General features: G+C 48.7%; 23 protein-coding genes. 4 read left to right on the top strand and 19 right to left on the bottom strand.

Going from position 1 to position 22,761, the window contains the following annotated elements; all coding sequences use genetic code 11:
• Positions 1–18 precede the first annotated feature (18 nt).
• Positions 19–1,257, top strand: a complete 1,239-nt coding sequence (locus ACRQU7_RS05460) for a hypothetical protein (RefSeq protein WP_444644343.1) — start codon at positions 19–21, stop codon at positions 1,255–1,257.
• A 48-nt stretch (positions 1,258–1,305) separates the two neighbouring features.
• On the opposite strand, the gene ACRQU7_RS05455 is transcribed toward ACRQU7_RS05460, so the two are convergent.
• From ACRQU7_RS05455 to ACRQU7_RS05430, 6 genes are all read right to left on the bottom strand, one after another.
• Entirely contained in the window at positions 1,306–2,013 is a 708-nt protein-coding gene (locus ACRQU7_RS05455) for a hypothetical protein (RefSeq protein WP_444644341.1), read from the bottom strand.
• Between the two features lie 400 nt (positions 2,014–2,413).
• Positions 2,414–2,626 (bottom strand): hypothetical protein, encoded by a 213-nt coding sequence (locus tag ACRQU7_RS05450; RefSeq protein ID WP_444644339.1) that lies wholly within the window; start codon positions 2,624–2,626, stop codon positions 2,414–2,416.
• A 462-nt stretch (positions 2,627–3,088) separates the two neighbouring features.
• Positions 3,089–4,516 carry a spore germination protein gene (locus ACRQU7_RS05445; RefSeq protein WP_444644337.1) on the bottom strand — a complete coding sequence of 476 codons (1,428 nt, stop codon included), beginning with the start codon at positions 4,514–4,516 and terminating at the stop codon, positions 3,089–3,091.
• A gap of 16 nt (positions 4,517–4,532) precedes the next feature.
• Positions 4,533–5,633, bottom strand: a complete 1,101-nt coding sequence (locus tag ACRQU7_RS05440) for a Ger(x)C family spore germination protein (protein ID WP_444644335.1) — start codon at positions 5,631–5,633, stop codon at positions 4,533–4,535.
• A 19-nt stretch (positions 5,634–5,652) separates the two neighbouring features.
• Entirely contained in the window at positions 5,653–6,414 is a 762-nt protein-coding gene (locus ACRQU7_RS05435; protein ID WP_444644333.1) for a GerAB/ArcD/ProY family transporter, read from the bottom strand.
• Between the two features lie 14 nt (positions 6,415–6,428).
• A complete protein-coding gene (locus ACRQU7_RS05430; protein ID WP_444644331.1) occupies positions 6,429–6,779 on the bottom strand; it encodes a GerAB/ArcD/ProY family transporter in 351 nt (116 codons plus the stop codon).
• Positions 6,780–7,250: 471 nt separating this feature from the next.
• Between ACRQU7_RS05430 and ACRQU7_RS05425 the strand changes: the two genes are divergently transcribed.
• Positions 7,251–7,502: a hypothetical protein gene (locus tag ACRQU7_RS05425; RefSeq protein ID WP_444644329.1), complete on the top strand. Its 252-nt coding sequence runs from the start codon at positions 7,251–7,253 to the stop codon at positions 7,500–7,502.
• Between the two features lie 286 nt (positions 7,503–7,788).
• Here ACRQU7_RS05425 and ACRQU7_RS05420 read toward each other — a convergent pair whose 3' ends face one another.
• The 12 genes from ACRQU7_RS05420 to ACRQU7_RS05365 all read right to left on the bottom strand — a co-directional run bounded on the left by ACRQU7_RS05420 (position 7,789) and on the right by ACRQU7_RS05365 (position 19,259).
• Positions 7,789–8,568 carry an ABC transporter ATP-binding protein gene (locus ACRQU7_RS05420; RefSeq protein WP_141827462.1) on the bottom strand — a complete coding sequence of 260 codons (780 nt, stop codon included), beginning with the start codon at positions 8,566–8,568 and terminating at the stop codon, positions 7,789–7,791.
• 8 nt (positions 8,569–8,576) lie between these two features.
• Complete coding sequence (locus ACRQU7_RS05415; protein WP_444644327.1) at positions 8,577–9,356, bottom strand: ABC transporter permease; 780 nt, start codon at positions 9,354–9,356, stop codon at positions 8,577–8,579.
• A 19-nt stretch (positions 9,357–9,375) separates the two neighbouring features.
• Complete coding sequence (locus tag ACRQU7_RS05410; protein ID WP_444644325.1) at positions 9,376–10,446, bottom strand: ABC transporter substrate-binding protein; 1,071 nt, start codon at positions 10,444–10,446, stop codon at positions 9,376–9,378.
• A 31-nt stretch (positions 10,447–10,477) separates the two neighbouring features.
• The gene (locus ACRQU7_RS05405; protein WP_444644323.1) at positions 10,478–10,951 is read right to left on the bottom strand and encodes a hypothetical protein; all 474 of its coding nucleotides are present in this window, start codon (positions 10,949–10,951) and stop codon (positions 10,478–10,480) included.
• A gap of 12 nt (positions 10,952–10,963) precedes the next feature.
• The gene (locus ACRQU7_RS05400; protein WP_444644321.1) at positions 10,964–12,211 is read right to left on the bottom strand and encodes a radical SAM protein; all 1,248 of its coding nucleotides are present in this window, start codon (positions 12,209–12,211) and stop codon (positions 10,964–10,966) included.
• 676 nt (positions 12,212–12,887) lie between these two features.
• Entirely contained in the window at positions 12,888–13,619 is a 732-nt protein-coding gene (locus tag ACRQU7_RS05395; protein WP_444644319.1) for a creatininase family protein, read from the bottom strand.
• Positions 13,616–14,242: a bifunctional 4-hydroxy-2-oxoglutarate aldolase/2-dehydro-3-deoxy-phosphogluconate aldolase gene (locus ACRQU7_RS05390; RefSeq protein WP_444644317.1), complete on the bottom strand. Its 627-nt coding sequence runs from the start codon at positions 14,240–14,242 to the stop codon at positions 13,616–13,618. The genes ACRQU7_RS05395 and ACRQU7_RS05390 overlap by 4 nt, the downstream gene beginning before the upstream one ends.
• Positions 14,236–15,165, bottom strand: coding sequence for a phosphotriesterase family protein (locus ACRQU7_RS05385; protein ID WP_444644315.1), 930 nt, complete (start codon positions 15,163–15,165; stop codon positions 14,236–14,238). The genes ACRQU7_RS05390 and ACRQU7_RS05385 overlap by 7 nt, the downstream gene beginning before the upstream one ends.
• A gap of 88 nt (positions 15,166–15,253) precedes the next feature.
• Complete coding sequence (locus ACRQU7_RS05380; RefSeq protein ID WP_444644313.1) at positions 15,254–16,537, bottom strand: PTS ascorbate transporter subunit IIC; 1,284 nt, start codon at positions 16,535–16,537, stop codon at positions 15,254–15,256.
• Positions 16,538–16,559: 22 nt separating this feature from the next.
• Entirely contained in the window at positions 16,560–16,838 is a 279-nt protein-coding gene (locus tag ACRQU7_RS05375; RefSeq protein ID WP_279231003.1) for a PTS sugar transporter subunit IIB, read from the bottom strand.
• Between the two features lie 46 nt (positions 16,839–16,884).
• A complete protein-coding gene (locus ACRQU7_RS05370) occupies positions 16,885–17,334 on the bottom strand; it encodes a PTS sugar transporter subunit IIA (RefSeq protein WP_038323045.1) in 450 nt (149 codons plus the stop codon).
• A 14-nt stretch (positions 17,335–17,348) separates the two neighbouring features.
• Positions 17,349–19,259 (bottom strand): BglG family transcription antiterminator, encoded by a 1,911-nt coding sequence (locus ACRQU7_RS05365; protein WP_444644310.1) that lies wholly within the window; start codon positions 19,257–19,259, stop codon positions 17,349–17,351.
• A 252-nt stretch (positions 19,260–19,511) separates the two neighbouring features.
• Here ACRQU7_RS05365 and ACRQU7_RS05360 point away from each other — a divergent pair, with 252 nt between their 5' ends.
• Positions 19,512–19,769: an HPr family phosphocarrier protein gene (locus ACRQU7_RS05360; RefSeq protein WP_038323042.1), complete on the top strand. Its 258-nt coding sequence runs from the start codon at positions 19,512–19,514 to the stop codon at positions 19,767–19,769.
• A 267-nt stretch (positions 19,770–20,036) separates the two neighbouring features.
• A complete protein-coding gene (locus ACRQU7_RS05355) occupies positions 20,037–21,458 on the top strand; it encodes a LysM peptidoglycan-binding domain-containing protein (protein WP_444644308.1) in 1,422 nt (473 codons plus the stop codon).
• A 157-nt stretch (positions 21,459–21,615) separates the two neighbouring features.
• Here ACRQU7_RS05355 and ACRQU7_RS05350 read toward each other — a convergent pair whose 3' ends face one another.
• Positions 21,616–22,743, bottom strand: coding sequence for a response regulator transcription factor (locus tag ACRQU7_RS05350; protein WP_444644306.1), 1,128 nt, complete (start codon positions 22,741–22,743; stop codon positions 21,616–21,618).
• Between the last annotated feature and the right edge of the window lie 18 nt (positions 22,744–22,761).

Below are 22,761 nucleotides of genomic sequence, written 5' to 3'. Positions count from 1 at the left end.
AAAGAAGGGGAGAATATCATGAATCCATTTGAACAAAAGGCGGCCAAAGTAGAAGAAGGGATTATAGACTGGGATACCGTTTATCCTACTCCATATAACAAACAGACCGTGAACCCGTACACGAGGATCAGGATCATCCTCATGAACGGAATTGAGGTGGAATCCGCGCTGTTCAAGCATCAATTTCACCGCAACTGCCAGAACAACGACCTTCGCAGGGAGCTGGCTTTGTCCCGCCGGATTGAACAGCAGCAGCAAAAACACATCAATTGGCTGAAGCCGATTGATGAAACACAATTGGAGACCACCATCGGATACGAACACGTCGCGGTGGACCTCACCGCCTGGCTTGCACAAAATGAGCCGAACGACTATGTGAAGCAGGCGCTGGATTTCGCCCTGCTGGAAGACTTCGACCATCTTTACCGGTATTCCAACCTTATGGACCTGGACGCGCAAATTCCGGCGCAGCAGATGGTGAAAAGCTACGTGGACATTACGCCGGGGCGCCCCACCATTGCGGAGCACCGCTTTCCGTTTGAGTCCGTAAAAAATCCCGTGGATTTCAAGACGGCGGATATCCGGACAAAACTGAACACGCTGATCATCACCTCCGGTGAGCAGCAGACCATGAATTTTTATATGAATCTGGGCAACACGTATTACAATGATCTGGGGCGCCGCTTGTATCTGGAGATCGCCATGATCGAGGAACAGCATGTCAGCCATTACGGCTCCCTGCTGGACCCCAGCGCCACATGGCTTGAAAATCTGCTGCTGCATGAATATATGGAGTGCTATCTTTATTATTCTTTCTATCAGGACGAGTTGGACGCGAATGTGAAATCGATCTGGGAGATGCATCTTGAGCAGGAGATTTCCCATCTTCACAAGGCTGTGGAATTGCTCCGGCAATATGAGGGCAAGGACTGGCAGCAGGTGATTCCCGGCGGGGAATTCCCGAAGCTGCTTCAATTCCACGATACCCGAGATTATGTCCGCCAGGTTCTTGCGCAGCAGATACAGCTTACGGCCAACCGGGAACAGTATACGCCCGTTTCCGAGCTTCCAAAGGATCATGAATTTTTTGCTTATCAGCAAAAGGTGAATCACGATGTGAATTCCGTTGCCAGCCACAATGTGATCGTTCAGCATCAGCAGAAGTTCAATATTGATTACCGTGCGGAAGCGGTGCCGAATCCTGTACAGGGTTTATCCGACAGGACTACGGACAATACGCAGATTGCCCGCACTTAACAAAAACTCCACCCGTGATATGGGTGGAGTTTTTCACGACATCGCCTGCTATAATGAAAACTGTAAAGCAATATTGATGCAGATCAGGATCGCCTCGGTAGCTGCTTTCAGCGCCGGAACGGAATGAGTCGGTATTTTTGAACCAGTCTTTCCCATTTTTCGTTCCACGGCTTCGATCGGCCTAAAGATATCATGCTTAAACTGATAGCCGATAAACAAAATCAGGCTGGTGATCAGATTTTGGGCAACAAAAAAGGAAATGAACTTATCCATGCTGCTTATGACTGATACTTCCCGTATCCAGTCGGGTACAAGGAAAAGCAAATAAAAAATATACAGCAGGCGCCAGCCGGTATTCATGGTCAAAGCAGCAAGCGCTTTTACAAATGGATTCCGGTGCTTTTCCTCTGACAATTTGTTCACTGTGAAGAGGACTGCCGCCATGGCCATAGCCTCAAAAACAATGGAAACCGCCGGATTCAAAACCTTGTCGATCCTTCCAGGCAAGAAAAGATTCAGCATCTTGATAGACGCGCAGAGGGCCCCAACCATCAAAATAGCGGACACACTGCCGGTTTTTCGGTAAACATTTCCCATAAAGAAACAGGCGACCGGATACCAGAGTAACCAGCTGATATTGACCGGCAGCATATGCAAAAGGTATCCGACGGTAGCTTCAAAGATTCCCCATGTAGTACCCCATACGATCACATTGAATAAAACTGAAAACCCTTTCGTTTTTTCTTGACCGTTCATTGTTCATCCCTCCCTTAATTAAAATATGTCTCTGAAAAGACAAGTATGCCCAAACTGAGAATTATTAAATGCCAGCATTTTTATGTTAATTACTTGTTCTTAAACCATCATTCCAATCCTTTCGGACAGACTTCAAAATATTCACTTCATAAGGCCGCCGCAGCTGCTCCCGTATCAGGATACTGATGCCTTCTCATTATTATCAAATCATCCTGGGCAATTGCTTGCTGAAACGCTTCCACATATCCCAATACTCCAATAATGGAACAAGCTTGTTTGGGGAAAGGATGTCTTGCAGCTTCATAAGGCTCTTATATGAAGAATTATTCAAGTGAACTTGTAGGGTTTCTTCCGCTTTTGTCCGAATCAGATCAGCCTGAGCCATATAGTTGTTATCCGATTACGGAGGAACCGGCAATGCATATTCTTCACAGAGCTTTTGAATATCAATCTTGTATGAAATGATATGATTCCTCGTCAAATTCATTCCGCTCCCATCAGGCCAAAATAGATCCTGTCCTCCAATCTGATAAAGGTGGTCCCAATGCCCAGGTTCCTTTTTGATACACTGTGCATATTCAGCTATCTGAGATTCAGGCGTTTGTTTTTTCAAGTTAAATCCCCCTTTCAATTATTATCCCCAACGTTAATTTTGTATAATTAGCCACCGCTCTGATCATCTATAAAAGTCAACCCCGAAAAACGGCCAATTTTTCAAATTAGCTGATTTTCGGGGTCTAAAAAGGTGGTTGATAAACCACAATATGTAGTGCTTCTACTGAGAAAGTACAATCTCCTGAATTCTAACGTTTTCATCTGTTTTCAATAGGGGAAATTAACACAACATTGACATGATGTTCATGTTGTATTAATAGAAGATAGATACAATAAAACCATCAAAAAAACACTGTCATACTTATGGGTATGGACGGAATACCGAACCATAGAAAAGGTGGCAGACAAAATATTACGCCTCTTCCGAGGCTTGATTTATATCTTCTTACCCTCCTCTCATCAGCCGCTCCATTTGGAGCGGCTGTTTGATTTACTGAACAATGGCATCTAAAACCGACTCTTATTGACCTTTTGTCTTACGGGAAAGAGATTTCTGGGGAGAATATCCTTTTTCGTGGAAAAAGCCTTGTTTAAAATCCGAAAAATTAAAAGGCGCTACAGGAGCGGAAAATGCAACACCAAAGCTGTTTGTAGAAATGATATTCGTTAAAATCAGGCATAATCCCATCGTAAAGCCGATCAGGCCAAAAATGGAAGAGAGCAGCATCATAATGAACTTTAAAATCCGGAAGGGAGTCATAATCGTATAGTCAGGGGCGATAAAAGATTCAAGCAATGAAGTGGATGCGATAATTAATAAAAGCGGGCTGAATATGCCAGAAGCGATAGCTGCCTGCCCAATGATGATAGTGCCGGCAATACCGATTGCAGGCCCGATCTGTTTAGGAATCCGCAGTAAAGCTTCCCGCAATATTTCCAAAATTATTTCAAGAATAAACACTCCTGTAATTGGATTGAAAGGAACATTTGACCTCAGCATGGCGAGCTTCAGTACATATTCCGACGGAAGCGTATCGTTGTGAAAAGAAACAATCGCAATGTAGAGCGACCCCAGTGTGAAAGAACTAAAGAAGGCAATGTTTCTGATAATTTTCAGGAATGCTGCAAGATATTTGTTATCATATAAATCATCGCTGGAAGTAAAAAACTCAGAAAAAGTTTTAGGTGCGACTAAAGCCAGGCAGCTTCCCTCGGCGATTATGAGAATTTTACCACGAAGCATCGCGCTGCAGGCCATATCGGACCGCTCCACCAGACCCATCTGGGGAAAAAGACTATGCTTATTATTTAAAATCAGGGCTTGCAGCTCTCCTGAATCTATTAACCCTTCAATCTCCAAATTACCAATTCTTCTAAGGATCTCATCCACTATTTTTTCATCAGCAAGATCTTTGATATACGAAACAGAAATTCTTGCTTTTGTGCGAAGGCCTATTTCAAGCATTTTTATCTTTAGATTTGGATCCTTTATTCTGTACCTGATCAGCGATAAATTGGTGTCCAGATTCTCCGTAAAGGAATCTCTCGGGCCACGCAGGGTATATGTTAATTCAGGGTCTTCAACGCTTTTTGATTCTACCTTTTTAATATTAGCGACCAAATACGATTCGTCCCATGACAGCAGGATCACAGTGAGTCCATTCAGCAGATATTCCGTTACTTTACAGGAGTCCTCTTCTGTTTTACAATCATCAATATAAATAACCTGGTCCGAGAGCTCTTCTGCCGACAGAGTGTGTCTCGATGACGAATATTCGATAAGTGGTTTGATTATAAACTCCGACAGCATCATTCTGTCCGTCAATTGTTTAATAAATAAAATACAAACTTTTCCATGTCTGCTTGCAATCGTTCTTTTTGAAATATCGCTGAGATGTTTCATAATCATTTCTACCGTCTGATCTAACTTTTCTGTATTATTAAGCATAATGCACCCTTCATTTTTAGTTTTGAGGGAGGTTACTGTTTGTAATTTCAACTTCTGTTTGCACAATATTGTCGGCCTGGGTATATATTTGTTCCCAATTCAGCATCTTAAAGTCACTGTTGTAATTTCCCCTGAAGTACCGGTAAATTCCTAAATAATCAGATTTAAACCGATTTTGAGAGACTTCCAACGCTTGAACAATATCTTTTTTTATCGTTTCTGAAAGAGTAATCTGTATCCGGCTGATCTCATTGTTGTCAGGAATATAGGCCTTATCCGCGTAGTTTAATTCCGCTGTAAAATTCATATTTATATTAAGGCTCAGTTGGCTGTTTGTATAAATCGGTTTGATCGTTTTCTTTTTTAAATGAACTGTTGCATTATATTTTCTATTATCAATGTAAGCATCGTATACAAAGCTGGCGTTTGGATTCAAAAAGCAAACCATTCCTTTGCTGTCTTCCGCTGAAAATTTGCCGATACTTTTCGAATTTTTAAAAACCGTGTACCCTGTAAGTGTCACATAAGAATCTGTAATATTAAAGTCTGGAATCAAAAATCCGACTTTCTTAACGGCAAGTGCTTCTAAAATATTGCCTATATTCACACTCGCGGCGGACCCGTCACTTGTCAGTTTGTTAATAATATTGTCGATGGTAAGTCCGGTGGAGAGAGAATTATCCGGTTTGGCTTTCAGCAATTCCTCCGGCTCTAACGAGGTTGTAACCAATCTGAGTGATTTTCTTGTTTCATTTTGTGTTCTTGTCCGGTTAAAATACTCCTCCAACCCGAAATCAGCAATTCTATCCGTAAAAACAAGAAGTCTGCATGCGCCAAGGTATACTGTTTTTCCGCTTTTTCGCTCTAAAGCATCTCTTGCCTGTACAAGTGTTCTTCCTTTGGCAGAAATGATATTAAATGCCTGATTGTTATTACCCTCTTTATTATTGCTCTGAGAATTTCCGGACAGATTGGCAACCTCTCCATAATAAATGAAATTCTTGTCTTTATAATCGATCGCCTCAGTAATATGGATGTCTTTTTGTTCAATATCTTTCGAATCCCAACAGCCGGAAAAAGAAAATAAAATAATAGTTGCGGATAACCCTACTGCCAAATATTTGATTTGTTTTATTTTAATTCCCGCTCTCTTCTGAATTTTTTACGACCGATCTTTTGCTTGTTGCCAGGCTTTTAAAAATATGAATCATAAATAAGATAAAGGGGATGATAAATACCGGAATCAGGCTTAAATAAGTGACAAACCAGATGAAATATTGCTGTACTTTTTCGGCACTGGGAATCAGAAGCCCAATGAAACAGGCCAATATACTAATGGTTATCAATAATATTTTCAGATTAGCTTTTGGGATCAGCTTTTTTGTATATCCCGCCGCCGTAAAAATAAGCATGGATATAGAGCAGTACGCAGAGGAAAGCCATATGATGATGAAAAACAAATCCAGCCTTTTTGCAAACTGTAAAATATCAATATCCAGCCTTCTGATTGCTATAATCAGCGGATAATCATAATTTAAAATATCATCGGTACCTAGAACTGTATAACAGGATTCTACAACAAAAATGGAAAAAAAACATAAAACCAATATTGCAATGATGGCAGTCCATATTGTCTTAACCCCATTGGATTTTGTAAAAGGGATATTCGTAATAACCTCAAACCCTACAAATCCGAAAATAGTTGATGGCAATGCACGGAAGTAAATACTCATATCAGAATCCAATAGAGGCAAAACATTTAAGAGGTTGCCCTGATTAAAAGTTATAAAATTTAAGATGAAACCAATCGCTAATATAATGAATCCCAGAAACTCAATAACCCTTCCGATAATAGTTAAACCCTTTGAAGCAGTATACAGCGATACTGCTGTAATCAATAACATAGTCGCGATTATGGGCGTTTATACAGTATCTCCGCTTTAATAATATCTGCTGACGACCTTATAACAAATGCCAGCATAACAATAAAATAAGGAATATATATCGCTGTAAAACAATAGGAAACAAATTTTCCTGTCAATAATCTACTGTATTCAAAAAGAGTTTTCCCCCTATAAGCGTTGCCAAGATAAGCAATCATAAAAATATCGAAAGAGAAGAAGAGGGCTGCAAGTAATAGAGTAAACAATGCTCCCGTTCCTGCAGCTTCACCCATAATTTTGGGGAGTTGAATAATACTAAAACCGATTGTGGATATTATGATAACAAAAAATAGCTGTCTGTTTGTAACACCATTCTCCAAAATATCATCTCAATTTATCATTTTTGTGGTATTGATTATTCTCCTTGTATTTTCTGTAAGTAAAAATTAATTATGCATTTTATATGAAATTGTCTACTGTAAACTGAAAAGGGCTGCATCAAGTGAAAACCGATTCGTCCCCTTGATTTCGCGGCAGGTTGGCATCGATGCACCCTTATGGGCGTTTCTAGCTAAAACTTCTTCCGATCCGGCAGCATACCTGATAGAGGGTCTTCCAACGGAATTCCCAGTAGATGTGCGATATCTCCAATTGCCTTGGATCCTGGGCGTTTAATATACCCACTTTCAATATTATGAATAGTAAAAACGGCATGTCCGCATTTTCGAGCAAGCTCGGATTACGACATGCCGCTTTTAATTCTTATTTCACAAATCTTGTCGCTAAATATCTTTATTCTCCTCTGGATATATGATAAAATTATAAACAAATTACTTGGGAGATGGGACAAAATGGACACGTCAAAAATAATAGATGTCTTGTGTCAAATTGTTGGTGGTGGAGTAGTTGGGATAATAACATATTGGATATCATCAAAACTCTGGCCAGCATCGGTAAAAAAAGATGCGATGGAACATACATTAGAATATGCATTAACGCCTATACAGAAAATACTAAAACCAATCAGATTACTTTCTATTGAAGCCGGACTATCCGGATTGATTTCATCATCGGCGCTCAAAGTAACCGAAGTGATAACGTAATGATGGAATGAAGCTGCGGTTTCGATGTGGAACCAGAATAGTCCGGGAATCCTAAGTCTGAATGGTCGAGGAATAAAGAAAGCGGTAAGTTTTGATGTGTCAAAGAAACCATCTCTTACCGCAACTTACCGCTTAGTTTTTGGTCATATAGTGCCGCTTCCGTGATCGTCAAGTCCGTCAAGGAAAGCCGCAACCATTCCAATCGGTTTGGCTGCGGCTTTCTTGATAGGATATAATGCTGAATTTTCAAATGCTCCGGATAGTATGTAAGCGCAGGAAAATGAAGCTACAGATAGTATTCGATCGACAGGGAAGAATCCTCGAAAAAATGGGTGTAAATTTCTTTGCGGATTTCGATGAAGCGGGCGCTGCTGCGGTCCCTGGGGCGGTTCAGGCCGACGGAGATCACTTTTTTGACCTCTCCCGGACGATTTGACAGCAGCACAATCCGGTCGCTTAAAAAAATCGCCTCGTCCACGTCATGGGTGACTAAAACCATCGTTGATTTTTCTTTGTCCCATATCCGCAGAATCTCATTCTGCATGTGGATTCTGGTGAGAGCGTCCAGCGCGCCGAACGGCTCATCCAGCAGAAGCACGTTGGGCTGGTTGATCAGCGCACGGGCGATGCTCACCCGTTGCTGCATTCCGCCGGAAAGCTGCTTTGGCAGCGCCTTTTCAAAGCCTTTCAGCCCCACCAGTTCAATATGCTCCGCGATGGACCGTGCCCTTTGCTCTTTATCGATTTTTTGATGGATACCGAACGCGATATTTTGCTCTACGTTCAGCCATGGGAACAGTCTGGATTCCTGAAAGATCACACCCGTAAGCACGCTGGGCCGCTCCACTCTGCGCTCGCCGATTCTCACCTCGCCCGTGGTGGCTGTTTCCAGCCCGGAAAGAATCCGTAAAAGGGTGCTTTTTCCGCACCCGCTGGCACCCACCACACTGATAAACTCACCGCTTTCGATCTGCAGATCGATGCTGTTGAGCACCGGGAGGTCCCCGGACGAAAGCTTGAAGGTCTTTGAGACGCCTGCTATATTTATGTTTTTATTTTCAGCCATTTCGATATCTACTTTCCATCAGTCTCGTTCCAGCGTAAAACGTGCTTTTCGATCCGCTGCAAAATTGTATCCAGAAGCAATCCCACCAAGCCGATGGTGATTACGCCGGAGAACATTACAGGCGGCTGTGAAAGCTCGCGCGCATACATGATCAGGTAGCCGATGCCCGAGGCGGCCGCGATGGCTTCCGCCGTTACGACACAGGTCCACGCGCTGCTCACTCCCAGACGCAGGCCGGTAAAAATAAAGGGAAACGCGCCGGGCAGAACCACCTTGGTAAGCATCTGGAATCGGGTTTTCTCCAGAATGGTGCCCACCTCCAGCAGCTTTTTATCGCTGTTGAGTATCCCGCGGCTGGTGTTTATCACCACCGGCCAAAAGGTACCGATTGAAATGAGCGTCACCTTGGAAGCTTCGTCGATCCCCATCCACAAAATGAGCAGAGGAACCCACGCAATCATAGGGATCGGGCGCAGAAGCCCGATGATGGAGGCCGAAAGGCTGTTTGCCGTTTTGGAAAGGCCGATGACAACGCCGATACCCAGCCCGAGCGAGGAACCGATACAAAAGCCCTTGATGACCCGCCCCGCACTTACGGTTAGATCCTTTTGTATGCTGCCCTTCCGCACCATATCCAGATAGGTTTCAAAAATACGTGTGGGATAGGGGAAGATGGAGCGGTTGATGATTCCCTGCCGCCCCAGAATTTCCCAGGTGAGGATCAGCACCGCCGGCAGAACGCACCCCAGGCCGATCTTGACGAACCGGTTTTTCAGGTTTGAAGTCATACAAAAGCGTCCCTTCCGGTTAATTTTTGCTGATTCCTGCTTCCTCCAGATAAGAGGTGTCGATAATCTGATTTAGGTCCACGTCTTTTATGGTACCCTGTTCCTGCAGGAACTCCTTTGTGTCCTGTAGAGTGCCAAGCCGTTCTTTGTCCAGATATAATGAAAAATCGGTGGAAGCAAAGGACGCTTTATAAGAATTTTCCGCCACGCCGTTTCTCTTGGAAAGAATCTTGATCGCCTCGTCCTCGTGCTCCTTGCAATAAGTGACCGTTTTGTCCAGCGTTTTCAGGATGCGGGGAATCAGCTCGGGATATTTTTTGGTAAATTCCTCCGAAACGATAATGACGCTCGATGTTCTTGGAAATTTAGAGCCGTCCACCTCCAGCAGGGTGGCGGTCCCGTTGTCGATTACAGTCTGCAGCTGCGGAAGCTGGCTGACGCCGGCGTCAATATTGCCGGCTTCCAGCGCGGTGTTGATGTCTGTGAAAGAAAGGTTTACCAGTTGGATATCTTTTTCGGTCAGGTTGACCGACTCCAGAATCCGCAGCAGGAGCATGTGGGAATTGGAGCCGATCTGCACGCCGACTTTCTTCCCGCGGATATCTGCGAGGGCATTGATGCCGGAACCCTTTCGGGCAAGCAGGCCGTCGCCCTTGCCGTTGCCGGTCATATAAGCGGCGATGATTTTAAGCGGAATATCGTTGGCGGCCGCCTGAACAGCCGGCTGTGCGCCCACCTGGCCGATATCGATATCGCCGGCGGCAAAGGCCTCGATGATCGGGGGACCGGAAGCAAAGGTTCGCACATCGAAATTGATGTTGTTCCTGCCGAATTCCTCCTTAAAATAGCCAAGCTCCTCCGCCAGGGCGGGCTGGGTTTGGCTGGGCTGGGTGGCAATATGGATGGTCAGCCCGCCGTAATCTTTTTCGGACTCCTGCGCCGAAGCGGGAGCGGAGGACGCAGGAGCGGAGCCACCCGCCTGCGAGGTACCGGAGGACGGAGCCGCGGACGAGCACCCGGATACCGACAGAAGGGTCGCCAGGATCAGCACCGGAATGAAAAGCTTACTCCTTTTTAAATGGTTTTTCATTATGAAATTTCTCCTCAAATTTTAAAAATAGTTATTGACCGGTTACGGTCAGGCGGTCCAAATGCTGCAGCAGGGGATGTGCCGCCTCTTCTTCCAGCCTGCGTTTGTCAAAGCTCTGTTCACATGCCGCGACCGGTTCGATCACCCATACAGCGGCCAGATCGATATCTCCCCGTTCTTCCCGGGCCGCTGTGTAATGCGTACGGAATTCCCTTCCCGCTATCAGCACCCGAAGGGGACGCCCCACGATGTTGTAGCTGCGCCGGTCCGGGGTAACCAGGCTGATGGAAACGGTTTTCCCGAACCAGATGGAATACACAAGATTTTTATTGGTTTGGGATGTTTCGATCCCTTCGTCGTACTCGAGGTTTCCATCCCCGCGCAGCCTGAGAGACTGTTTGAATGCGATATGCGGATCGCCGTCCTTCCCCACGGTGGCCACGGCCCGGACCGTTCCGGGATCGGCAAGCGCCCGCCTGATTTCCTCGCTGAGTATCACGCTCATTCTGATTTCCCCCTAAATTCTGGAAAGATCCGTATCGGGATGGTTGCCGCACCGCCGGTAATTGTCCATATCGATACTAAGGTTGTATTTCCGGCGTATCCGGTCAAGCCCCATGGCAAGACGCACGTAATATTCCAGGCTGGGAGACGTCTGCTTACGAAAGATAGAACCGGGATGCACCTTCCACACGCAGCCGACCACGCCCACACCGTGGGAGGATATTTCATCCGCTTCGGAGAGGGTGGATTCCAGCGCCTCTTCCTCGGTTTGAAAGCCGTTTGGCTGCGCAAGCTCCACACCCGCCACGATTCCGGTGTCCACATTGCCGCGCCCGAATATCTCCACAGCCTCATACAAACGGTTTTTCCATTCCTCATAACCGATCGTCGCCGCCTTGCCCGGGCAGATCCATTCAAACAGGCTTTTATTGAGCACCTCGAGGTCCGCCGTATAGGAAGCAAGGCCCGTGCTGTCGTGCAGGCGCCGGAGCTGCTCCCGTGAGAAGGCCGTGCTGATCAGCTGGCTCGGGAAACGCTTTCCTCCAAACAGCCCGGTGATTCCTGCCAGAATGTCAATATAACAGTCGAGCTCCTCGTCCAGGAAATTTTCCCCGCCTCTGAGCGTTCCGCCCGTCAGGAAGATATTGACATTGCGCCCCGGCTCCTTCAGCGCCTCGGCGACGGTCTCCACAATATCCTGCGTGTTCAGCAGCTCCGGCTTGTTGCCCGCGTGGTAAACGGCGGACATGGTACAGAATTTGCAGCCATAGCCGGGCGTTTTCCAAAAGTCGCATTGCTGGTGAGGATGGATGCACAGCCGCTGCGGGCGGGGAGAAACCACATGCCACATGGGAGTACCCCGTGAGGTTACTTTTTCATAATAATCCGGCTTTTCCCAGTAAGAAACTTCTTCAATGACGTTTCCTTCATCCACCAAGACGATTTTTCCGTCCACCACATCCACCTGATAGGGGTCTCTGTCGCCATGTGCCTCCCCGCTGCCCTCGTCCCCTACGTTAATGGAGGTGCCGTCCCGCATCGTAAGAGAAACAGGCGTCAAATCCTCCTTGTTGCTGTAATCGCTGCGCAATTTGGTAAGATGGACATCGGGATCGACGGCGGCGAGGGCTTTTTCGGTATAGAAAACTCCTCTGCGCTGCACATCGGTTTTTATAATGACAAATGGGGAAACGTCGGGATATTTTCGAATCACTTCCGAAAGGCTGAGCTCTTTTTCCCGCCAATTGCGATCATTACTCAAGCTGTATCCGCCTACTTTCTTTTTCATTGAATAATCAATCATTTTTTTGAATACGGCCGAACCGGGGCCGTTCCCATCTGCAGGAGCCGCAACAGTACTCCCGAACCCCCCTTGGGATTATAAAATGATAAAGCATGCGCATTTCCCCCTTGTTTCTGCCTTGTCAATCAGTTCCTGATCCGGGCGCATCATAGCAGAAACAGGAGTATAAAAAACTTCTGTTTCCGAGCGTTTTACAGATAACCGGGGCTACCGATAAAACCACCGGAGCAGGTCTTTCCAGTCTGTAATTCTGACAGCAAGGTTTATAATCTACTAAACATATATAAATTATATAACTTGGAAATCTTTTCTACAACATGACGAACTTTTGCATGATAGCAGAAATTGTTTGGATAGAACTTTACAATGCTGTGAACCGCATAAAAAACACCCCGATTATCGTTCCGTATATGGAACAACAATCGGGGTGCGGTTTGCGCATTGGATCGACAGATACGATCATACGGCAAAGGTGCGCTCCCATACTCTGGAAACGCACCTTTTCATATTTACATACATAGAAGTTCATGAGCTATAAAAACTTCGTCCCGCTTTGACCAAAGGATGGGGAATTTCACGGATGCTTTCAGGCATCCCGCTTTCCCGTCCGATCTGCGGTGCAGAAAACCGCCGTCTATTTTTCACACGGATAAGCCTTATGAATGATCTCAACAATCCTACGGGTAAATTCGGCGAACATGCGGTCGCCCTTTTCCTTTGTGGCCAGCGTCGGATCGCCGTACACGCCGCTCTTGCTGATTTCCCCGATCGACGAGTCGTCCATGCCGTAGAAATCCGGGCGCGGAGGATACTCCTTACAGGCCAGCTGCATATTGACCTTCGATTCATCCGCGGAAAGCATCAGCGAGGTTTCAAATTCGCAGGCGTGGAACATTCCTCCCCAAGTCGGGGATTCCATATATTTTTCATAGACCTCGCCCAGTCCGGGATAGAACATTCCAAGGACTTTCATGGAGGTATCGTCGGATACGTCCCGGATCGCGTATTTCATCGAAGAGCCGTTTGCCTCGTGGCCATTCAGGAAGATCAAAAGCTGAATCCCATAGCGTTCCATGCTTTTCACGATATCTGTCAGAACGATCTGAAAATGCTCCCGCTTCAGAGATACCGTGCCGGCAATGTCTCGCCAGCCCCAGGAATAGCCGAAATTCAGTGAGGGGAACACCAGCGCTCCCGTTTCATCCGAAACGAGCTCCGCCAGCTTTTCCGCCAGAAAAACGTCGGTGCCCAAAGGGAGGTGCGGCCCGTGCTGCTCGGTGGAACCGATCGGCACGATGGCGACCGGATACTGCCGGATGCGCTCCGCAACCTGCAGCCGTGTCATGTCCTGTACGCGATATATCATTCCTTCGCCTGCTTTCCCAGTGCGCCGACGAACGCTCTGGCGTTCTCCGCGATAGCGGGCAGGTCCGCGTCGGTGGCCCTGCGCGGCACCAGCCCGCCGCCAATGGCGGCTCCGTGGAAGCCGTGCTTCAGAAAGTCGGTAAAATTGTCCCTGGTAACCCCGCCGACCGCGACAAATTCAGCCTGCGGAAACGGACCTTTCAGGTTGGAAACATAGTTCATCGGAAGAGAATCCGCGGGGAACAGCTTCAGGAGAGTGACTCCCCTGTTCAGTGCCTTCTGGACTTCTCCCGGCGTAAACACGCCGGGCAGAATCTCCATTCCCTTTTCCTGTGCGTATCCGACCAGCTCGTCGTCATAGCCGGGGGTAAGGATGAAATCGGCGCCCAGCTCCGACACCCGGTCCACCTCGCTCCTGCGAACAACGGTCCCGACTCCCAGATGAAGCTGATCCTTTGAAAAAGCGCGCTGTAAAGCCTCAATGCAGGCATATCCCCTTTCGGGGTTGCTGAGGGAGACCTCTACCGTATCGATGCCTTCCCGGAGCAGTACCTGCACAATGCCGGTCACGTACTGCGCGTCCACATCCCGGATAATCGCGACGAGTTTACTTTCCGTCAGCATTCCGGACCCTCGAAGACCGCGAGCCAGCGCTGCGGATTTTTGATAAAGATCTTCTCGATCTCGGCCTGCGTCACTCCTTCATCCAGAAGGCGCGGAATAAACTTTGTTTTGATATAGCGGAAGCCGGGGCCGCCGCCGTAGGCTTCCAGATAGGAGGCCCTTCCCATGTCGCCGGAAATCAGAAGCTGGTCAATATGACCGTGGGCGATCAGGGATTTGATCAGGGCGACGCGGACACTGTCCGGATAATACTTTACTTTGCCGGGGCCGTCAAACTGGATGTAGATGCCGCGGTCGGCAAGCTTCAGCAGGTAATACTCGTCCGCGTTTCTGTCAAGGTGGCCCAACGCCGTGGTGGTCAGGTCTACCCCGTTGCCCTCCAGAAGATCGAGCACTTCCATGCCCATCGTTCCGGCCTCGGTGTGTCCCCAGATAGGCGCTCCGCATTTTTTCTGGGCAATCGCCGTGGCGGTAATGGTCTTTTTCTCCAGCGGATGGATCAGGTTGTAGTAGGTACCGATTTTCATGAAACCGGCCCTTGAGCTGCCCCCGTCCCCGCCGACCAGAACGTCGTTGCTGAGGAGGTCCGCAATTTCTTCCACGGATTTTTCTTCGACCCATTCCGGATAATAAATATGCTTATTGAATCCGGAAGTGGCAATGACATGTACCCCGGTTTCTTCGGACATTTTCCGAAGCACGTTGAGGTCCCTGCCGTAATCCAGAGTGGAGGCCTCCACCAGCGTGCAGCCGCCCACTTCCTTAAAATTCAGCAATTCGGCAGTACTCTTTTCATAGCTGCTGAGTTCCAGGTCCCTGTCCTTCTGGCACGGAGGCGGAACCGCGTGAAGATGCTCATGCGTATATGTAAAGCCCATCTCCTCCGCTTTGATATCGCCAAGAACCGTTCTTGCATATTTCATTTGAATACCGACCTTTCCGGCTCACAGACATAGGAATGCACAGCTTAACGTGAGCCCGATTAAGATGCACATAAAACGGAATGAGGAATCAATGCGCGATGCCGAACAGCATGCCCAGCAGCTTCATGACTGCGGAAACAATGATCGCGTCGGAGGATGCGAACCACAGTCCCTTTACGCCATAGCGCGCCACATCGATCAGCGGGTAAGCCACCGCGACCAGCATGGTGAACACAAAGCCGAGGAACAGGCCCGACACGACGGCGCCGCGCTTGCCGCCCAGCTTGTCGCCGAACACACCGGCCGCCGCGCCCATAAAGTACAGCCCGATGACACCGGGCAAAACCACGACGGACATCTGTGAGGTAATGGTCGTTGCAATGAATCCGCCGACCATCGCGGCGATAAATCCAACGGTCGTAGCAACCGGGCCGCTGGCATAGAAAATCGGGATATCCAGTGCGGGCCGCGCACCGGGAACCAGCTTCTCACTGATGCCCTTGAACGCGGGAATGATTTCGCCAAGGAACATGCGCACGCCCTGTAAAAGGACGATAACGCCGGCAACGAAGGTCAGGCCCTGCAGGAGTGCGTAGATAATGTAGTTTGACCCGCCGCTCAGTTCATTGACCACTGTGGGTCCGGCAGCAATCGCCGTGACAACATAGACAACAGCCATGACGATCGCCATCAGGACGGACATATCCTTTAAAAAGCTCAGCTTCTCCGGAACATTGACCGATTCCCAGGTGTCCTTTTCAGGGTCTCTGTCCTTCTTCGCCGTCAGCCCGCCGACCCAGCCGCTCAGGCAGACAAGGGAGCTTCCCCAGAAGCCGAAGGCCACGTCGTCCGTTTTCAGAATCTTACGGACAAAGGGCTGGGCAATGGCCGGGAACAGGACCATGGAAACGCCCTCTACCACAGAGCCGATCGCGACGGCAGTCCAGCCGCGTATGCCGAGCTGGTCGAGAACAATAGCCATGGTTCCCGCAAAGGAGAACATCATATGCCCTGTCAGGAAGATGTATTTCAACGGTGTGATTCTCGCGAGAATCAGGTTAATAACAAAGGAGAACAGCATAATCAGCGGCGTTTCAAAGCCGAGGACCGTCTGTACCGCCGCCACAAGGGAATTATCCTCCGGGACGATTCCGGCCAGGCCGAACGCCTGGGTGAACATTGTGCTGAACGGGACTAAAGCACCGCAGATGATCGTGGAGCCTGCGCTCAGAACCATAAAGCCCAGAATGGTTTTTACCGTTCCGGTAACGACGGTCGAGGGTTTGTTTTTCATCGCAATCAGGCCGACACATGCCACAAGACCCAGTACGATAGCCGGTTCGCTAAGAAGTTTGACTAAAAAAGATACCATGGTGGTCCCTCCCTTTCGCTCGTTATTTCGTTAATAACGGCATTATTTTTTCCTCAATTTCACTTTTGCTCAAAAGATTGTCAATGGAAACAACCGGGACATTTTCCCCTTGAATCTGCTTTGCGATTTCCGAGGACGCCGCAATGAAATCGCATCTTTTTCCCTTGTATGAGCCCAGGTCAACCGCTTCGCCGCTGATTTCCATGCCGTGCTTTTTTCCAATATCCTTGATCGACATCAGCAGCATCAGGCTGGTTCCGAAACCCATACCGCATACTGTAACAACGTGTATCGTGCTCACCTCCTTTGAGGGATTTCCCCTCTGCTGATCATCTGCCGTTCCCCGTTTACCGGACGCTCTGAATGAGCTTTTCCAGTTCCTCGTAACTTTTTAAGGAAAGCAGCTGCTCTATGTTCTTCTCGTCGCCCAGCAAGCCGCTCAGGGCCTCCAGAACTTCAAGATGTCCATTATGTTGAACTCCGCCCAGCGCAAACACCAGTTTGACGGGGTCGTTTCCCGGATGATGGAATGCAACCGGATTTTTCAGTCTGACGAAAGAGATACAGGGCTCCAGAACATCCCCCGAGGGTCTGGCGTGCGGAAGCGCGATCCCGGGCGTCATAACCATGTACGGCCCGATCGTTTCATACGCCTCCACCATTTTTGCAACGTATTCCTCTTTCACTTTTCCCGCTTTCACCAAAAGGAACCCGCTATAACGAATCACTTCCTGCGGAGAATGCAGGCCGTCCACATCCAGCGCGACCAGTTCTTTCGTAAGAATTTCCGACAACATTCCATTAGCCTCCGTTAAATTTTTAAATTTTCCAGGAATTCATTGTAATTGGTACTTGATATTAAATTTGCGGTCCTGCGCGGGTCCGAAACAATGGCAAACAGCTGGGACAGCAGCTTTTTGATCTGAACGTCCCCCTCGTGGAAACAGCCGAAAATCAAAAGGCTGATTTTTGCCTTGCCCCACATGACCGGCGTGCGAAGGATATAAAAGGAGATAAAGCTCGGGCCCTGAATGATGCAGTGCGGCATAGCGATATTTTCAGCAATCTCCGTCGACACCAGCGCTTCGCGGTCAAAAACCGCCTGCTTCTCTTCGGCGGTAAGCAGTCCCCGCCGCACAAAATCGTCGGTCAGCATTTCGAGCAGCTCCGTCTTTTTACAGGGCTTTTCAATAATGGAAAACCGTTCGGGGGAACAGATGTCCTGAATGGTTTCCGTCTGGGAAAGCTTTGCAAGCATATCTGCCAGCGCTTTTTTGTCGTCCTCTTTCAGGAACGGGGACAGCAGCAGGACGGGCTTGCCGTTCAGGGACATCTGCTTCACGGGGACCGTGGTAATATAGAAATCGACATCGGAGCGGATTCGCTTCGCGTCGTTGATCGCGCACACATCGACGACATTGATTTCCTCATACTGGGTGGAAATCCGGCTGTTCAGAAGCGCGGCCGTACCAAACGCCGTATTGCAGAGGATAATCACACGGTACTTGTCGTGCTTTTCATTTCGCTCAATGGACGACGCGAAATACAGCGAAATATAACCCAGCTCATTGTTGGAAATCCGTATTCCCGTCTGCTCCCAGATGCACTCGGACAGCTCAATGGAATAGTAATACGCGCTGGGATAGTTCTTTCTCGCTTCCGCAAGAAACGAATTGTCCGTTTCCAGATCCAGAAGATATTTGCCGAAGCAGGACGAGATATGATCCACAAGTCCGCTGAAAAGGTTCGTGTCCTTCGTAAGATCGACTCCGTATTTTTCCTCAATGTTCTCCAGAGAATTTTGCACGAGCGTACGGAAAAAAGGCGCAGAGGACGGATTGTTTTCCTTTCCGGGGCTGCGGGTAAAAAAGGACTGCTCCCAGATCAAAGTAAGATAGGTGATTTCCTCTTTTGCCGAATGGGCCGATTCAAAATTGGGGATAAAAAGGGACAATAAGCTGAAAAGAAACCCTCGGTTCTCAGAAGACTGCGAAGACAGGGCAGCCTTGACCAGGGAAACCGCCTGTCTGTCAAAGCGGATTCCATGACCGCCCCTGATCCGGTAAACCGTCACAAACAGATATTTCAGAAACTGTTCGCAGCTCTGTGCGGTACAGCGAAGGCTGTTTTGTTCCACAAATCCGTCAATGCTCTGTCTGGCACCGGAAATCTGCTCTTCGGAAAGCTGCATATTCGATGCCGCTTCCTCAAGCCCGGCGCCGGAAAAGAACACATGGCACATGCAGTTGCGCACGGCTGTTTCCTTACCCTGCACGGTCAGGCCCGCGTGGGCCCTGCTTCCCAGACGGACGCCGTAGCTTTTGAACAGCTTTGCGACGGAAGCGGTCATGCGGGACATGCTCGAGCGGCTGTAATGGAACTCTTCCGCCAGATCATCCAGTCTGATATTGTCATAAGTAAGAATAAGCGCGGCAACCTTCATCAGAATTTTCTCCGAGGACGGCAGAGGAAGGCTGTCGCCGCCGCCCTCGCCGATAAACCGCCCGAACTTTTCCTGATCCGTAACCGTCAGCGTATATCCGCGCCCTTTGTGGGCCCGGATTTCAAAGCCGTTTTCGGCGCTGACCCGCTGCGCTTCCTGAACGTACCGGAGCGCCGAACGGCTGCTTACGTTCAGAAGGGCGCTCAGCTGCACGGACGTTGTATATTCTGTTTTCGCATTGGCCAAACATTTGACAACCGACATTCCTTTTGCACACATTTGGCTGCCCCCGCTTCTCATTTTGCTTACTCCTTTTCATCATTATATTTTTTTTGATTTGGAAAGTCGACATCAACAAATGACGGCTTGTAAGTGACATTTTCCATCTGTTTTTAGCTGGGAAAATGTCGTCCGGCAACCGAAGAATCCTTGCGTTGACACTCTTTTCAGAATGGGATTATAATTTTTTTATTGATAATCAGGCGTGACAACACCTTAGAGACGCCGTTATTTTGGAAATGAGGAAGAAATATGAAGAAATTTAAATGGACGGTACGGGACGAATACGGGCTGCACGCAAGGCCGGTCGGCCTTCTGGTGAAAATCGCGGGCAAATTCCCCTGTAAAATCACCATCGCAAAAGACGCAAAAAGCGCGGACGGAAAGAAGCTGTTCTCCGTAATGGGTCTGGCCGTCACAAAGGGTGAGACCGTAGAATTCTCTTTCGACGGGGAAAACGAGGACCAGGCCTGTCAGGAAATCAAAGCCTTCTGTGAAGGAAACCTGTAACCGGCAATATACGATGGGCAGATCCCGGAATCCGGAAATTGGGTATTTCTATTTTACAGCAGACACAGGGTATCGGTATTTCCGCAGATGATTTGCTCCCGCTTTTTACAGAGCGTTATCGAAAGCTTAGCTTTATATTCCCCCTAAACGGAAAAAAATAAGCCCTCCCGGCGTTTACAGCTGAGAGGGCTCTTGTTTTGATGGAAAGGAAGCTTTCACACACCCCGGAATTTTCACATATATTGTGAAAAAAGAAGGTGACGTTTTATGTTTATTCATGTAGTCATGCCGGGCGAAACGCTTTGGCAGATTGCAAATCGATATGGTGTTTCCGTGGCGGAAACAGTGGCGGTGAATGGGCTGCAAAATCCCAATCGGCTTGTTATCGGTCAAGCCCTGGTGATTCCCAGTGAGGATTTTTATACCGTACAGCCCGGAAACACCCTGTGGAAGATCGCTCAGACATACGGAACCACCGTACGGGAGATCGTACAGGCCAACCAGATCACGGACCCGGACAGTATCCGTCCGGGAATGATCCTGTATGTCCCCGCCCCCCGGCACCGTGTACAGCCCGGGGAAACCCTGGGAGGGATCGCGCAGATGTACGGCGTATCGCTGCAGTCCCTCATCACAGTCAACAGAATTACCGATCCGGACAGGATCCTTCCCGGGACCGTACTGGTTATTCCGCGCAGGGCAAGGCCCCCTCTCAATGTAAACGGTTATCTTTATACGCTGGGGGAGGACGCCGTTCCGATCGTCAGGGAGGACGGCAGATTTCTGACCTACCTGAGTCCGTTTGCTTATCTGATCAAAGAGGACGGAACGCTGCAGCCGATCGATGACGAGCCCGCCGTACAGGCCGCTCTGACGGAAAGAGTGGTCCCCATGATGTCCATCACCAATTTTACTTCGACATCCCAGGGAGCGAATCTTGCGTCCGTCGTGCTGAACAGCCCGCAGCTCGTGGAACGTCTGCTGACCGAGATCATTTCCCTGATGAAAGAAAAAGGATACCGGGGGCTAAACATCGATCTGGAGAACGTGCTCCCGGCCGACCGCGAAGCTTACAACCGCTTTCTCCAGCGCGCGGTGGACCGTCTGCATGCGGAAGGCTTCTTTGTATCCACGGCGCTCGCACCGAAAACGTCCGAGGGGCAGGCCGGTTTGCTCTATGAAGCGCACGATTATGCGGCACACGGCAGGATTGTCGATTTCGTGATTCTGATGACTTATGAATGGGGCTATCGGAAGGGGCCGCCTCAGCCGATTTCTCCTTTGAATCAGATCGAGCAGGTTCTGGACTACGCCGTCACGGTCATTCCCCGGGAGAAAATCTACTTCGGCTTCCAGATTTACGCCAGAGACTGGTTATTGCCCCATACCGAGGGGCAGGAAGCGGAAACGTTCAGCTCCCAAGAGGCCATCGCGAGGGCCGTCAGATACGGTGCGGAGATTCAGTACGACCCGGTCGCCCAGGCTCCTTTCTTCCGGTATTGGGACGAACAGAGCAGGGAGCACGAAGTGTGGTTTGAGGACGCGCGTAGCGCCCAGGCGAAATTCGATATGGTGAAAAGCTATAACCTGCCGGGGATAAGCTATTGGGCCCTGGGCTATCCATTCCCGCAGAACTGGACCTTGCTTGAGGATAATTTTACGATCAGAAAATGGAATTTTTCCTCATAATCCCTCCCGCAATGCTTGCTGCGAAAGTATTCTCCTCCGAAGCATCGTCCGGCCGCACTCCCATATCCCCAAGGAAATTCCACATACCCCGCATTCAAATGCAAAAGCCCGAAAAAACGCGGAAAAGCGTTTTCGGGCTTTTTTGTGTGCTGCTGTTTTACGGGGCTATTTTGCAGCAGCTTTCCATGACCACCGGGCAATTTTTGAGCTGCAGGTTCCGGTACTCCGCCGGGCTTTTGCCAATGTAGCTCTTAAAGAGTCTGGAAAAGTAATTGATATCATGATACCCTAGCTGATAGCAGATTTCATAGGTTTTCAAATCCGTATTTTTAAAAAGGTATTCCGCGCGCGCCATCTTTACCATCGTGACGAAGCTGTTGTAGTGCATTCCGGTTTTGACGGCAAAGGTATTGCTCAGATAAGTATTGTTGATATAAAATTTTTCCGCGAGCACCTTCAGCTTGATATCGTCCTCCGAATGGCTCAGTATGTAAGAGCAGATTTCGCTGATGGTGCCGTCTTCCACCTCCGGCTGATACCTGCGGATGAAGTTCAGCAGAAAAGTTATTTTCCCGCAGTAATATTCTTTGTAGGTATCCGGTCCGCTTTCCTGCAGATATTCCGTGGCGTCAAAGAAGCGGATATCGATGAAATCGCCCAGCCAGGGAATTTTTGAATAAACCTCTTCGATGATATGGTGGTACAGCTTCCGGACAAGGATGTCGGCCTTGATCATATTGTCCCCCATCATGGTGTACACGCTTTTCACGGCGCTTTCAAAAATCTGCACCGTATCGGCGCCCTGCTTCAGAAACCCGTCGACAACCCTTTTTTCCTCCGCAGAGGGGTACGCCCAGCCAAAGTCGGCCTCCAGCGGGTTTCCATAGCCGTTTTCCCCTTTTTTGCGGGTTTCCAGAAATCGGTGCGCCCGCTGGAACAGCTCCAAAAGCTTTTCCCGGCTGGGGGGCTTGACAAGATAATCGAAAGCGCCCAGCACAATTCCCTGACGGGCGTAATTGAATTCACTGTACTCACTCAGGAGCACCACGCAGGAGCACAGGTTCTCCTGATTGATGACCCGCAGGAGCTGCAGGCCGTCGACCACCGGCATGCGGATATCCGTAAGGACCAGGTCATAGGAAGAGGATTTCAGCATTTCCATTGCCTGTCTTCCGTTACTGGCCTTTCCCGCTACCTCGAACCCGGAAACATTCCCCCATACCTTCAGCCTTTTCAGCTCCATTAGAAAAATATCCCGGTCATCCACCAATAAAACCCGATACATCTGCCGACACCTCCTAAC

Origin of the sequence: Caproiciproducens puteiluti (assembly GCF_052442865.1) — a bacterium.
Taxonomy (GTDB): domain Bacteria; phylum Bacillota; class Clostridia; order Oscillospirales; family Acutalibacteraceae; genus Caproiciproducens.
The sequence above is the reverse complement of the archived record's forward strand: the minus strand, read 5'-3'. Positions and strand labels throughout refer to the sequence as shown.